Genomic DNA, 14,814 nt, shown 5'->3' on the forward strand with positions numbered 1-14,814 from the left:
ATTATATGAAATCAATTGATTTGTACAAAAAATATTGTATCATCCACTTAAAGTGCATCATGCAGCATAAGGTCTCTTTTCTTTTAAACACCATGGGATTATTCCTGATGTCCTTTAACCTGTTTTTAGGAGTCTACTTCATGATGGACCGTTTTCAACAGGTAAAAGGCTTCTCTTATGAGGAAGTGCTGCTCTGCTTTTCCATCACACTTATGGCCTTTACCATTGCAGAGCTTTTCTTTCGGAGTCTGGATACCTTTGATTCCATTATAAGAAGCGGCGAGTTTGACCGGATTCTTCTTCGTCCGAGAAACTGCCTTTTCACTGTGTTATGCAGCAAGATTGAATTTACCCGTATCGGGCGGCTTTTACAGACCCTTCTTATGTTCGCATACGGAATTTCATTCAGTGATATAGACTGGAATCCCTTCCGCATCATGGTCATAGCGCTTATGATTCTGGGTGGAGTTGTGGTGTTTGCTTCTATTTACCTTATATTTGCCTCCATCTGCTTTTTTACTCTGGAAGGACTGGAATTTATGAATGTATTTACAGACGGTGCCAGAGAGTACGGAAAATATCCCATTGGAGTTTATGGAAAGACCGTTGTTACGATCTGTACTTACATCGTGCCCTTTTCCTTATTTCAGTACTATCCATTTCTTTATTTAACAGGTAAAGCAGAGCATGCATGGTATGGACTTCTTCCAATTGCCGGGTGTCTCTTTCTGATTCCTGCCATACTGCTTTGGAGATTTGGAGTATCCAGATATCAATCCTCCGGTTCTTGACAAGGAAATAACAAAAGGTATATAATGGGTGAAATATAGTTAGTTTAAACTAATCGTCTTGTTCACTCAAATAAGGAGGAGCATTATGTCTACAGAGCTTGGCGGAGTTATGGAAACACTTTTTATTACTCTTTACGTTAGGGCAAAGGATGCCACCAGCAATAATCCCGTCCTCAATGACAGGAAGGCAGTGGAAATCGTAAAGAAAATCGATTACGATTTCAGGAAATTCCAACATGGCATCATGTCCTATTACGGTGTACTGGCACGGGCAAAGATCATGGATGAAAGGGCAAAGGCATTTATTAAAAAGCATCCTGACTGTGTGGTCGTCTCCGTGGGCTGCGGCCTGGATACCAGATTTTCACGTGTGGATAATGGGAAAATACAGTGGTACAATCTGGACTTTCCAGAGGTCATTGCTAAACGGGAGCAATACGTTGTACCCAACGAACGAGAGACAAACATCCCTAAATCAGCTTTGGATTCCTCCTGGCCAGAGGATGTTAAAACGGATGGAAAAAAGCTTTTGATTCTTTCCGAAGGCATGATGATGTATCTAAAGGAAGAGGAAGTCAAAAAGCTTCTACATATTCTTACCAATGGATTTGACCAGTTTGAAGCCCAGTTTGATCTGCTGTATAAAGGTATGGCCAACAAAGGCAAATTCCATGACACTGTTAAAAAGACAAAGGCGGAGTTTAATTGGGGCGTGAAAGACGGCAGCGAGGTGGTGAAACTCTGCCCAGCTCTCAAGCAGACTGGACTTATTAATTTTACCGATGAGCTAAAGCACCTCCTCCCAGGCTTTATGAAGATATTCACTCCCATTCTATACCTAACAAATGACAGGCTTGGAATTTATCAATATAAAAAGGTACAATAACTGAATATGGATCGATTGCCAGATGCAAGGAACCATTTATAATTCAATGTAGTATTACAGCGGACAGAAAAAGCAAACTACAAAAAAACGTCTTGATCGGAAACTTCAATGAGATTTCCATTCAAGACGTTTTTTATAGATTAAAAATTAAGAAACATTCTTTTACGACTTGCCTTTCGTCGTTCCATCGGACTCAAAGTGATAGGAGGTTCCATCAACCACCATATCGGTATCGTGAACCATAACACCATTCTGGTCTAAGTAATACCACGCTCCGTCCAGAGAAAGCCAGCCAGTCTGCTTATTGAAATTCTTCATGTAATACCGGTTTCCGTCTATGATCTTCCAGCCGTCTGCCGGAATGAGGCCATGATAGTCCTTAAATGAAAACTCAATGGTCACATCTCCCTCAATTCCAGCCACTCTTCCCTGGTCGGTACACTGCCATATGGTTCGGTTCGTACAGTCATTGACGGTGCCATACCTTGCGTACCAGACATCGTATGGAATCCTGCTCATATCAATGTGGTAATTGAGCCATTTGTTATTGGCATATACAATGGGACGATATCCTGCATCCTCTATGATTTTACAGAAGGCATTGATGTTATCTGTAATCTGTTGTCTGGTCATGCGGTTGTCTAAAAGATACTGAGATTCCACGTCATAGGCCACCGGATAGGAAATGGGATAATCCTTAATTTCTCGGAGCACATATCTCGCTTCTTCCTCAGCGGTGGCAACATCAAGAGCCTGTGTGTAAAAGAAGATACCTGTCTTGATCCCGCTTTTTGCTGCATTCTTCATATTAACGGAATAGTAAGGATCTTTATCATTTAAATAGCCAAGGCGAATCATGGCAAAAGAAACACCGGACTCCTTCACCTTATCCCAGTTGATTCCACCGCCTTCTTCATTCTGGCGGTTCTGGTATTTAGAGACCGTGATTCCTTTTTCCAATGCCCCGGTAATTGGCTTTCCCGATGCATCTACATACTGACCATTTTCCTGGCTCCAGGCTTCCCCGGAAAAACCATTCATTGGCGTAGCTATTATGATAGAGGTAACTAAACCAGCAATAATGCCTGCTGTGACCCTCATTCTTATGTTCATGTTATCATTTCCCCCAAATATAACTTATTAATTCTATTAATCCGGCTCTTTCCGAAACACATTGATATCATGAATCAATGTTCTCACACTGTAAAAAAACAGATCAAAAGCCCCAAATTCATATAAGCTAAGAAACAGCATTCCAATCGGCACTGCTAAAATCATTCCTGCAATTCCGCTTATTTTAAATCCCAAGTATAAAAACAGCAGCGTCATAAGAGGGTCAAGTCCCATGGTATCTCCCACAATCTTTGGCTGTATAATCTGTCTCAACACAAGAGTCAGCACATAAATAGCTACCAGGCCAAGCCCAAAGGCATAATCACCGGATACGATCCGCACCAAAGCCCATGGGATTAAAATAGTACCCGTACCCAGAATAGGCAGAAAATCCAGAAATGCAATCAGCACTGCCAGTAAAAGCGCGTAGTCTACACCAAGCACTAGAAATCCCACGGCCAGTACTGCACCGATGATAAACATTATCTTAAACTGGGCGAGAAAATAACCGCTTACCAGATGCTTGACATCCTTTTTAAAATAGCTGTAATATCTGGTTCCTCCTCTTGGGACATAACGGTGGATGATATCCATAATTTTATCCCTGTCTACAATGAAGAGATAGGAAGAAAAAATGGTCACCACAGTATAAACAAGAGCCGCCGGTATACTTTTTACCAAGCTGCCGGCTACCATGACCGTAGGAGAAGCTATCTTTTGAACTGCAACATTCATATATTGTTCGATATGAGCAATAAACTGATTCACGGAATCCTGCATTCCCTGAGGCAGGAACTTTAAAATTCCCTGTACGTTAATCAGAATCTTCTGGATCTCTACCCACGCCGCCTCGTAATACTGGGGAATGTGCTCCACAAAACCAATGGTCTCATAAATAAGCTTGGAAATCAGGAAATAAAGGGCCACGATAATGAGTGTAAGCACACCTACCACAATCAAAACGGAGCTGTGCTTTCTAACGATCTTTAAACGCTTTTCCAAAAAGCGCACCAAAGGATTGGCTATCACCGCAATGACCCAGCCAATCACAAAAGGCAGAAAAAATTTCATCACCCTTGGTCCCCATACGCAGACCAGGTACAGGAACAGAATGGGGATGATAATATTAAGTATCAATTTCAAATATTTCTTCACAGAATCCATTTCCATCACCTGTCTCTATTATACTATCCCAGGGAACTTCTGGCAAATAAATTAATTCGAAAGAAAAGCCTCTAAAAAATCAAATAATTGCTTCATCTCCTCTTCTGTACCAATGGTAATACGCAGATAATTGTCAAGTCTTGGCAAATTAAAATAACGAACAAAGATGTGGGCTTCACGAAGAGCCTTATAGATATCTTCCGCCTTTATCTCCTTGTGAGCTGCAAAAATAAAATTTGCTTTGGAATCCGGGAAGGAAAATCCAAGGTCTTTTAACCGTTTCTTTGCTTCTTCTCTCGTTTTTATAATTTTATCAAGACATTCTTTAAAATAATTATCATCCTTTACTGCCTCTCGCCCGAGGATGAGGGAAGGCATGTTCATGGTATAGGAATTATAGGAATACTTCACATCATGGATCGAACGGATTAAGTCCGGATGTCCTATGGCATATCCAATTCTCATACCTGCTAAGGAGCGGGATTTGCTGAAGGTCTGTACCACCAGAAGATTTTCATACTTTCTGGTGAGCTTCACTGCGCTTTCACCACCAAAATCAATGTATGCTTCATCGATAATTACCACAGAATTCTGGTTATGTGCAATGATTGCCTCTACTTCATCAAGGGGCAGTAAAACACCGGTGGGCGCATTGGGATTCGAAAATATTATGCCTCCATTTGCTTTATAATAATCTTCTTTCCTTATAGTAAAATCCTCTTGAAGCACTGGGGTCTTATAAGGAATTCCAAAAAGCTCCGCCCAAACTTTATAAAAGGAGTAGCTTACATCAGGAAAAAGGATGGGAAGTTCTGAGTTAAAAAATGTCATAAATGCCATGGCAATTACATCATCAGAGCCTACGCCAACAAAAACCTCATCATTGCCCACTCCATAATATTCTGAAAGCACATGGACAAGGTCCGAAGCTTTGGGATCTGGATATTTCCGGAACTGGTCGTAATCCAACTCTTTTAATGCCTTCTCTACAGAGGGCGACGGAGGATATGGATTCTCATTGGTATTTAATTTGATCAGATCCGCTCCCTTTGGCTGTTCTCCCGGCACGTAAGGTTCCACATTTCTTATATTTGCTTCCCAGGTTCTCATGCATCTCCCTCCTTATTTCCTCCAAGTCCATACGCCTTTGCAATGGCCTCAAACGCCGGCAGGGAACGAAGAATCTGGTCATACGAGACACAGTATGCGATGCGGACGTATCCTGGGCAGGCAAAAGAGCTGCCTGGGACGAGAAGCACCAGGTGTTCTTTGCAAAACTGACAGAATTCCTTATCATCCACAGGCGCTTTCATAAATAAATAAAAGGCTCCCTGAGGCTTGATGCAGGTAAATCCATATTCTTTCAAACGGCCGTAGAGGAGTTCCCTGTTTTGATTGTATGCATCTACATTGACCTGTTCGTCCACACAGCGCATAATGACCCTCTGCATGAGTGAGGGAGCATTGACACAGCCAAGCACCCGGTTAGCTATGGCTGCCGCCGCTGCCACAGCTTGAAAGTCATCGACTTCATCCGGAATGACCAGGTAACCAATTCTCTCTCCCGGAAGGGACAGGGATTTACTGTAGGAGTAGCAGACCATTGTGTTATGGTAAAATGGAGTCACATATGGTACCTCTGCCCCATCATAAGCCAGTTCTCTGTATGGCTCGTCAGAAATAAGAACGATAGACTTCCCGTATTCCTTTTCCTTCCCCCTCATGATCTCTGATAACTTCTCTAACGTCTCGGAGGAATAAATCACACCCGTAGGATTATTGGGGGTATTGATAATGACCGCCTTTGTTTTCTCCGTGATCCGCCGTTCAAATTCAGTTAAATCTGGCTGAAAGGTCTCCGTATCAGGAGGCACCACAGACAGTACCCCATCGTAATTTCTTACATAGGAGCCATATTCCATGAAATACGGGGCAAATACAATCACCTCATCGCCTGGATTCAGTATGGTCTTTAATATCACGTTCATGCCGCTGGCTGCGCCAACGGTCATCAATATATTTTCCAATCGAAAATGAGTCCCAAACCGTCTGTTTAAAGACTGGGCAATGGCATCCCGCACATCCTCGTATCCCGCATTGCTCATATAGCCATGGACCATGGTCGTCTCTTCTTCGGTGACGATGTCAAGAATGGCTTTATTCACCGCTGAAGGTGCCGGTACATTGGGATTTCCCAGACTAAAATCGTATACGTTCTCCCGTCCGTATAAAGCTGCCAGTTTCTTTCCTTCCTCAAACATGGCACGGATTGCGGAATTGTTTTCTACAAGAGGTCTCATTTTCTCTGATATCATAATTGTTACCTTCCTTTATCCTGAAATGGTTATATGGAATTATATCACAAGTCCTTAAAAGGGTCTATGTATTTTAACACTTTAATTCACTAAATTATATGATCTTCCAGGGCGTTTCTTGCCTGCTTAAAGCTATTGGCAAACTCCTTTTCCCTTATTCCGATCATGGCGAAGGTTCCCCTTACCGGAAGAAAGTTCCGTCTTTCGTCTCCTGACATCTCGTGATTTAAGTTCTTAATGATTCCGCTCAGCTTCGCCTCCATATCACTTTCCCGGATGTTTTTACACAGTACAACAACCTCATATCCACCATTTAAGCAAAGAAGATCTTCCTGACGGAAAAAGCCTTTCAAACGACTGACCTGCTTTAAAAACAAGGTCTTTCCATCTTTTCCTGCCTGCCCGTTTATGACCTTTGGGCGGCTCATTTCAAAGACAGCCAGAGAGCACGTCTGAAATCTGTCACGTTCCAGATATATTTTTAGACTTTCCTGAAATCTCCTGCGGTCCAGAAATCCGCTTACCTCCGATGGCAGCCAGATTTCCTGAGAATTAAGCTTAAGAACATTTTCTTTGCTTTCGTTCCAGATCTGAGGGTTTGCCACCATTTCTTCCAAGTTCACCATGACGCCGTATAACGTGCTATTATCCCTGGCAGAGATTCTGAAATTGGATAGAGCCGTCATATAACCTGTCTTTATTTTAATCCGGTACTTAAAATCCCATAAGGTTTTTCCAGGGCTTAATTCCTCTGACATCTTAAGGAGCATTTCCCTGTCATTGGGATGAATCATCTCAAGTAAGCTTCCCTTAAAACAGGATGCCAGTTCTTCTCTTTCAAAGCCGGTTAATTCATGAAAACGGGAGCTTGTGTATTGAAACGTCATATCATTGTTCTTGATGCATCTGAAGTATCCGCCTGGTATACCAGAGCTTAGGAAATCAAGCTCGTCCTCCTTTTTTTCCAAAACTTCAACCGTATGCTTGATCTGCTGCTCTGCAAGCACTGTATTTGTTATATCCATACAAGCGCTTACCACTGCCAGACGCCCATCCTCTGCCTGAACCGTACGTCCCTTTGTCATGATCCACAGATAGCTTCCGTCCTGTTTTCTGATCCTGTGCCGGAGATCGTACTCCATGCCCGGGGTATCGCAGCAAAGAATCACTTCCCGAATAAGAATCCTGTCATCCGGGTGAATGATATCCACCATCATTCCTCCAATATCCCTTGTAAAGCGTTCATAGGAATCGTAACCCAGCATACTTAGCATCTCGTTATTGGCAAAATAAAGCGGCAGTTCCTTTTCGCAATAAATTCCAACCAGACCTCCCGGAGCCGCCTGAGCGAAGATAACGCTTGCCGCCCATTGATTTTCCTGAGCCATGTTATCAAAGGAGAGATTACGTCCGGCAAGCTTCATTACTTCACTGAGCATCTTTTGAGAATCCTCAAGTTTTTTTCTCTGTTCCATCTGCTCCGTGGCATCCTGCACGGTTCCATAATAAAGTCTCCGGTCATCCTGCTCTCGTAAGAAGAATACCCTAAGATGCACCCACATAAGCTCTCCGCTTAACCGGTAACGCCGGAAAATCCCTTCTGCCCCGTGTACCGGATTCTTATACGCATTCTCAAAAATCCTAAGGACCCAGTCAATGTCATCCTTATAAACCTTGTGAAGCATAAATCGTCTTCGTTCTCCCGCATCCACGGGATTATCTCCAGTGATACGGTAATACTCTTCATTAACCCTTAAAACCTCACAGCGGTCCTCATAAACCTCATACAGGGCAATGGCTCCCAGCATATTATTTAACATAGCCTCACTGGTGATATCTTCGTTAAACAGATCCTCCAGCTTTAATTCCTTCATCTGACGGGCCTGAATGCCTCTGTAATCCAGATTGTTGTCATTTCTTAAAAGCGCCTCCACCTCTGTTACGGTCATGGGCTTATAGTAATAATATCCTTGTCCATAAATGCAGCCAATGTTAATGAGGAAATCAGCCTGTTCCTTCTCCTCAATTCCTTCTGCAACCACCTTAAACTGCATGACCCTGGCCATTCTTACAATGGTCTCAAGAATACCCATTCCTCGCTTAATACTGCTTTCGTTCATATCCAGGAACTTGGTATCGATCTTGATTACGTCCACGTTCACATCTTTTAGCATGTTAAGGGAGGAATAACCGCTGCCAAAGTCATCCATGAATACAGGAAATCCTGCCCTCCTTAAGTCTTCAACTACCTTTCGGATCAAATCGTAATCCTCGGCGTAGGCACTTTCCGTTATCTCAATTTCAAGGTATTTGGGGTCAATTTCATATTCTTCTATCAGCCCCTTAAATGTCTCAACTACGTTAATGCCGTAAAGATCCATACGGGACATGTTAACGGAAATAGGAATCGGTTTAATTCCTGCCTTTATCCACTTACTAAGCTGTTTGCAGACCATCTCCCAGATATAGACATCAAGATGGGTGATAAAGCCGTTCTGCTCCAGTAAAGGAATGAATTCTCCGGGAGATATCATTCCTCGGGTAGGATGCTCCCACCGTACCAGAGATTCCATACCGATGATTTTTCCGGTCAGCATATTACACTGAGGCTGCGCATAAAAAATAAACTCTTTGTTCTCCAGGGCTCTTTGTATCTCGGACAGCAGGACCTGGTCATTTTCCATCTTACGTTTCATACCAGGATCATACCAGCCCACCCGTTTTGCATAATTGCCCTTAACGGAATTCAGAGCGATAATTGCCCGGTCGTACATGGTGCTTACCGTCAAATGACGATCCTCGATGCAGTATATTCCAAAAGCCGGCAGAAAACCGGCGTTTCCGCCGAATTGTCTGGCATAGCCGTTAATCTCCTGCTCCAGCTGATGCAAAAGCTCTGAATCCTGGGGCTGAATAATGACGAAATCATCGCCTCCCATATAGCCTGCGATGGTATCCCGGGTGGCCTCCATCATCCTTAAATACTCGCTGATCTTAATTAAGAATCGGTCCCCCTCATCTTCCCCATACCATTCATTATAGAGCTTGAAATGCTCAATATCGATGGCAATCATGAAAAAAGGTTCCTGGGGCCGCTGCTCCAAAAATAGTCTGGCTTTTTCAAAGAATGGACCATATCTTAAAAGTCCTGTCAGAGAATCTGTTTCATCTCTTCTCTCCTGCTGCTGTTTCTGCTCCTCTTCCTTCTTCTTTAAGCTGTCTATGTCCTTCACATAACACATGACCAGAGATTCATCCCGTAATTCGTCAAGAAATAATACAACGGTCAGGCTGACCCAATGGTAGCTTCCATCCAAAAGCTGTCTGCGAAACTCTGCTTTTATAATTCTTTCACTTTCATTCAGACGATCCAGTAAGGTGGGACGATCCCAGAATTTTAAAAACTCTTCCCTGTCACTGGGGTGAATCATGGTTCTTAGCACCTCTGTATACATAGGAACCAGCTGCCCCTCTTCGGCAGGGAGCTTAAATTTATTTTTCTCACAGAAGATGATCTTATATGAATTTGAATTCAGATTCAGTTCAAATAATTCTTCATATGCTGTGTTATTCGTAAGACTATAAAACAGGTTTCTATTCTGTTCCCCAACAGGGCGGAACATAACCAACCTGCTTCCCTCATATCCCGGCCAGTCAATCAGGCCAGAGGATAGATTCAGCCACAGCTTGGAGGCAGCATCATAAAATATCACTTGTCCGGTATCATTTACAGCTCCCGGACAGACCTTACAGGGAACAGAATTCTTTCCCAATTCTTCATAACAGTACATACCTGCTTTCAGATCGGGATAATACGATTTTGCCATATCATTCATGTAAATGATCCTGTATTCCTGGTCAATGATGTAGATACCGGCCTCTCCGTTATCAGCCGACATTTGATTCATACATTCCCGCCTCTCCTGCATCTCATTAACTACGCACCTACTAAATTATTGTATATTATAGTATGAAAATGATGGTTACGTCAACAGAATCCACAAGGGATTGATGAGTATTTTTATGCAATATTTTCGTGTTTTATACACCTTTATACACACTTATAAGAAAAATACAAATAAAACTATACGAAAATCTACTAAAGCATCCAGCAGATAATGTATATCATGCGAAGGAAAATAAAAAGATTTTTTCTGATTGGGAGCACACAAAAACCAGCCATGGGTTTTTACAGAGTTTTCTCCGATTTTCCCATGGCTGGTTTAATTTTTCCTATCCTATTAAATGAGCTGCTTTACTGGAGAGCCTTAAGCTGCTCTGCCATCTCATGGGATAGTGTAAATCTGCCCACATATCCCACTTCACCGGTCATTAATACATTTTCATCTTCCTCAATTTCCACTTCAAGAACACCGCCTGGCATATGAACATACATCTTCCTCTCCGTAAGTCCCATGCGGTACGCTGCTCCGGCGGCGGCGCAGCCACTGGTCCCGGAAGCAAGGGTATATCCAGCCCCGCGCTCATAAATTTCAATTTCTATATTGGTACGGTCTAAGACCTTTAACAGCTGGGTATTGATCTTTTCCGGGAAACACTCGGCGGATTCGGAATGCTTTCCAATCCGGCATACCAGTTCCTTGGAAATATCATTTAACCAGATCACACAATGTGGATTCCCTATGTTTACACAAGTGACGCGGTAGGGAATGCTGCCAAACATCATAGTCTCATTCAGAACTTCTCTTCTCGGTCCTGTAACAGGAATCTCATCGCTGTAAAAGCTTAATTTCCCCATGGAAACCTTTATCCTGGTTCCTTCTTCATTTAAGTACTGTATAGTCTGCTGTCCGCTTAATGTATTGATCGTAAAACGATTTTTTTGTACGTATCCAGCATCTTTTAAGTATTTACCAAAAATTCTGACTCCGTTTCCACTGATTTCTGCTTCGCTTCCATCGGGATTTAAAATCTTTACCTCCAGCTTGTCATTGCCAAGGATAGGACCCACCAAAAGACCGTCTGATCCAACTCCAAAATTTCGGTTGCAGATCAAGCGGATATTTTCCTCTGTCAACTCCAGCTCGTTTTTATTAGGATCAAAAATCAGATAATCGTTCCCCAGTCCATGGTATTTTTCTAACGTTATATTCATGATAAAACTCCTTTCCCGTGTTTCGCGATCTCGTTGCATAAATCAGCATATGTGATTCCGGCTGCCAAAGCTTCCTGAGGAAGGAGACTAAATGGCGTCATGCCAGGCAGAGTATTTGCTTCCAGACAATATAGACTTCCATCCTCTTTCATTAAAAAATCAACTCTGGAATAATAACCCAGGTAAAGAGTCTCATGAACCAAAAGCGCAAGCTGCTTCATCTCTTCTGCCTTTTCCTCCGTTATCTGGGCCGGGCAGATCTCTTCTGTCTTACCAGGCTGATATTTATTTTCATAATCATAAAACCCTTCGTTAGGAATGATCTCTATGACTGGCAATGCCTCTTTGCCCATAATTCCTACTGAAAATTCTCTTCCTGTTATCTTTGCTTCTGCCATGATCCGCTCCTCATACTGAAAAGCAACATGGAGCGCGTCTTCCCACTGGCTTAAATTCTCTACCATGACAACGCCCACACTGGATCCACAGCCACAAGGCTTTACCACACAGGGAAGTGTATATGGCTCTATTCTTTTTCCTTTTGTATACACCTTCCAATCGGGAGTAAGTATCCCAGCTTCCCGCATCATAAGCTTTGCTATATGCTTATCCATGGCATTTAAAGACCCTTCATATCCGGTACCTGTATAGGAAATACCATAGGCATCAAGAACTGCCTGTATCTGACCATTCTCTCCGGCTCCTCCATGAAGGGCCAGAAAAACAATATCTGCAAGACTGCAGGCTTCTATCACCCGGTTTCCCATAAAGCCACGTCTATGAAAAGCATCTGTCAATTGCTCCAGATCAGGGGCATCCTTCCCAATCTCATAATAATGGTTCCCGCCATCGTTCAGGCTTTGAAACCGTATCTCTTCTCCATCGGCAATTCCTAAGTAAGAATCTAGGAGACAAACATCATGGCCTTTCTCCATCAGGGCATTGGTTATCATGGCTCCTGAAGATAATGATACGTCCCGTTCCGGGCTGTAACCACCTGCCAGCACTACAATTTTCAATATAATCTACCTTCTTCTTGTTGTGATCATTGGTTTTATATTCTAATTATATACAGCACTATTCATCATTTCTACTAAAATAATGCTTTTTATATTGCAGATTGTGTTGTAAAATAAAAGAAACGAAGGGAGGCGGTTTTTATCCATGGACAATTACAAAAAACGGGGATATTTAAACAGTGACTTTAAGCTGTTCCATCTCATCGATACGAAGAAACAGGACTTTGAATACCACTACCATGATTTTGATAAAATCATTATCTTCATACAGGGAAATGTGACCTATCGAATTGAAGCCTGTACCTATAAGCTGGAGCCTTACGACGTTTTGCTGGTAAGCCACAACGACATTCACAAGCCGGATATTGACCCCACGGTTCCCTATGAGAGAATTATCGTATACTTATCTCCTGGTTTTTTACAGGCCTACAAATCAGAAAGCTATGATCTAAGTGCCTGCTTTCAGAAATCCAAAGAACTTCATTCTCATGTTTTACGGCTTCATTCCATGGATAAAAGCAGTTTATATCGTTCCGTGACAGAATTAGAGTACGCTTGTACCCATGATGGCTATGCCAGAGACCTATATTGTCAGGTGGTCTTTCTGGAGTTTATGATCCAGCTTAACAGAGCCTCCTTAACCAACCTGGTAAAGTACCTCCCTCCCGCTACGGCAGATAAGAGAATCTTAACCATAATGGATTACATTAACAGCCACTTAATAGATGATATGACCGTAGATTCCATTGCAGAATCCTGTTTTATCAGCCGATATCATTTGATGCACTTGTTTAAGGAGGAGACGGGATACACTCTGTTTGATTATATTGCAGAAAAGCGGCTTCTACTGGCCAGAGATCTGTTAAAAACAGGAGTTTCTGTAACAGAGGCCTGTTTTAACAGCGGCTTTAAGAATTACTCCACCTTTTCCAGAGCCTACAAAAAACAGTTTCACGCCTCGCCTTCTGAAACCATAAAAGAACAGTCCTTTTTTTGAGGAATTGTTACAGATAAAAATAGCCCCGAATGGCTTGACCACTCGAGGCTATTTTTATATTTATATTTTATTAACATATATTCTGCTTATCCATGTCTTCCATCGTTTCTCCAGGAGCAAAACACATACAATACGCCAGTAAATCCAAAGTAAAACCAGGTTGCCGGATTGCTGAACCAGGTGGTGAAAAAGGACAGTATCATATACATGGCAAACTGAGCATAAAACAGATAACCAATGGGATTGCGCACTCTTTTCGCCATACGCATAAGGAAAAATGCTGCGATTCCAAGAATACATCCAAGGAGCAGAACTCCAAAGATTCCAAAATCATAAAAGGAATCATAAAAAAGTGTCACGGTCGTCAATTCTTCCTTGGTCACATAGATGGGGAAATCCACAAGTGCGGGGACAAGGAACTTAAGTCCGGTGAGCGCCCATAAAGGAAACAGCATGCGAAGGCCGAAGGTGTGAGAAGGCAGCCATTCCACCATGCAGTTAAAGTTATCATAATTGTTTGCAATGTACATATAAGGCTGAGTAATAAAAATAGGCATTCCACTGTTCTTCATCTGGAATATCCCATTTAAATAAGATACATCATGCCCTCTTGCAATGGTCAGTACCACATAAATAGGAATCATTCCAAGCATCAGTCCGGCTGCATAAGCAATTTTCAGTCTGTGCTCCATAGCAATATAGGTGAGGACCGCAAGCCCCACTGCCAGGATCAGCTGAAACCGGGATACGCATAAAACAGGAATTGCACAGGCAATGATATCCATAATTACCGCGATCACAAGCCGGATTCCATTTCTCCCCTGTTCAATGCAGAAATAGAGCACGGACAAGGCCGGAGTGAGAACACATAGGACGGTAAAATAATGGATGCCAGTGATATGAAACGTGGAATAGGCATGAGGCACTCCCTTTACAAAGAACGGGATAAATCCCAGTAATACTGCTTCTGCAATGAATGCGAAAAGGGATAACACAGTAACCAGTACCATAGAATAAAACAATGGCTTTTCATAGCCTTTAAAACTAAACCAGCTGGGACGATGGCCACCTGATACGCCCTGCATTCGTGCAAAAAATTCAAAGGATACCCAGAAGCCCAGAAACGCTACCAAAAAGCAAAGCCAGGTAATAATACTCCAGTCGCTGGAAAGCTCAGAAAGCTTCAAACAAGCAATGCCCTGACCGCCGACCCAAAACAGGGAAAACAGTCCTCTCAGATGAACAATATTCTCGGTTCTCCGATAATCATACCAATACAGAAAAAGAGCAGTCAGTACTAAAACCAGGCCTGACAACCAATAAAATCCTGCCCTTGCAAACAAATAAGACGCTGCATAACCGATTAGATATACACTCATTACGTAATCCCCTTTGGTAAAAAATAACAAAGCT

The 14,814-nt window shown here is 42.5% G+C and carries 11 protein-coding genes; 3 read left to right on the forward strand and 8 right to left on the reverse strand.

Annotated features, from left to right (window positions below; all coding sequences use genetic code 11):
• Positions 1-5: 5 nt before the first annotated feature.
• Both OW255_RS14455 and OW255_RS14460 read left to right on the forward strand, forming a co-directional pair.
• Complete coding sequence (locus OW255_RS14455) at positions 6-791, forward strand: ABC transporter permease (protein WP_268114456.1); 786 nt, start codon at positions 6-8, stop codon at positions 789-791.
• A gap of 85 nt (positions 792-876) precedes the next feature.
• Positions 877-1,677, forward strand: coding sequence for a class I SAM-dependent methyltransferase (locus OW255_RS14460; protein ID WP_268114457.1), 801 nt, complete (start codon positions 877-879; stop codon positions 1,675-1,677).
• Between the two features lie 162 nt (positions 1,678-1,839).
• Here the strand turns inward: OW255_RS14460 and OW255_RS14465 are convergent, their stop codons facing one another.
• The 7 genes from OW255_RS14465 to OW255_RS14495 all read right to left on the reverse strand — a co-directional run bounded on the left by OW255_RS14465 (position 1,840) and on the right by OW255_RS14495 (position 12,404).
• On the reverse strand, positions 1,840-2,790 hold the full coding sequence (locus OW255_RS14465; protein WP_268114458.1) for a glycoside hydrolase family 25 protein: 951 nt from the start codon (positions 2,788-2,790) through the stop codon (positions 1,840-1,842).
• A 36-nt stretch (positions 2,791-2,826) separates the two neighbouring features.
• Positions 2,827-3,960, reverse strand: a complete 1,134-nt coding sequence (ytvI, locus tag OW255_RS14470) for a sporulation integral membrane protein YtvI (RefSeq protein ID WP_331485641.1) — start codon at positions 3,958-3,960, stop codon at positions 2,827-2,829.
• 45 nt (positions 3,961-4,005) lie between these two features.
• Positions 4,006-5,064 (reverse strand): histidinol-phosphate transaminase, encoded by a 1,059-nt coding sequence (gene hisC / locus OW255_RS14475; RefSeq protein ID WP_268114460.1) that lies wholly within the window; start codon positions 5,062-5,064, stop codon positions 4,006-4,008.
• Positions 5,061-6,269 carry a pyridoxal phosphate-dependent aminotransferase gene (locus tag OW255_RS14480; RefSeq protein WP_268114461.1) on the reverse strand — a complete coding sequence of 403 codons (1,209 nt, stop codon included), beginning with the start codon at positions 6,267-6,269 and terminating at the stop codon, positions 5,061-5,063. Before OW255_RS14480 ends, hisC begins: the two co-directional genes overlap by 4 nt.
• An 89-nt stretch (positions 6,270-6,358) precedes the next feature.
• Positions 6,359-10,177, reverse strand: coding sequence for an EAL domain-containing protein (locus OW255_RS14485; protein WP_268114462.1), 3,819 nt, complete (start codon positions 10,175-10,177; stop codon positions 6,359-6,361).
• A 347-nt stretch (positions 10,178-10,524) separates the two neighbouring features.
• On the reverse strand, positions 10,525-11,385 hold the full coding sequence (gene dapF / locus OW255_RS14490; protein ID WP_024838363.1) for a diaminopimelate epimerase: 861 nt from the start codon (positions 11,383-11,385) through the stop codon (positions 10,525-10,527).
• Positions 11,382-12,404 carry a D-alanine--D-alanine ligase family protein gene (locus OW255_RS14495; RefSeq protein ID WP_268114463.1) on the reverse strand — a complete coding sequence of 341 codons (1,023 nt, stop codon included), beginning with the start codon at positions 12,402-12,404 and terminating at the stop codon, positions 11,382-11,384. Before OW255_RS14495 ends, dapF begins: the two co-directional genes overlap by 4 nt.
• 145 nt (positions 12,405-12,549) lie before the next feature.
• Here OW255_RS14495 and OW255_RS14500 point away from each other — a divergent pair, with 145 nt between their 5' ends.
• The gene (locus tag OW255_RS14500; RefSeq protein ID WP_268114464.1) at positions 12,550-13,401 is read left to right on the forward strand and encodes an AraC family transcriptional regulator; all 852 of its coding nucleotides are present in this window, start codon (positions 12,550-12,552) and stop codon (positions 13,399-13,401) included.
• Positions 13,402-13,487: 86 nt separating this feature from the next.
• On the opposite strand, the gene OW255_RS14505 is transcribed toward OW255_RS14500, so the two are convergent.
• Positions 13,488-14,780: an O-antigen polymerase gene (locus tag OW255_RS14505; protein WP_024838366.1), complete on the reverse strand. Its 1,293-nt coding sequence runs from the start codon at positions 14,778-14,780 to the stop codon at positions 13,488-13,490.
• Between the last annotated feature and the right edge of the window lie 34 nt (positions 14,781-14,814).

Origin of the sequence: Lacrimispora xylanolytica, assembly GCF_026723765.1 — a bacterium.
GTDB lineage: Bacteria > Bacillota > Clostridia > Lachnospirales > Lachnospiraceae > Lacrimispora > Lacrimispora xylanolytica.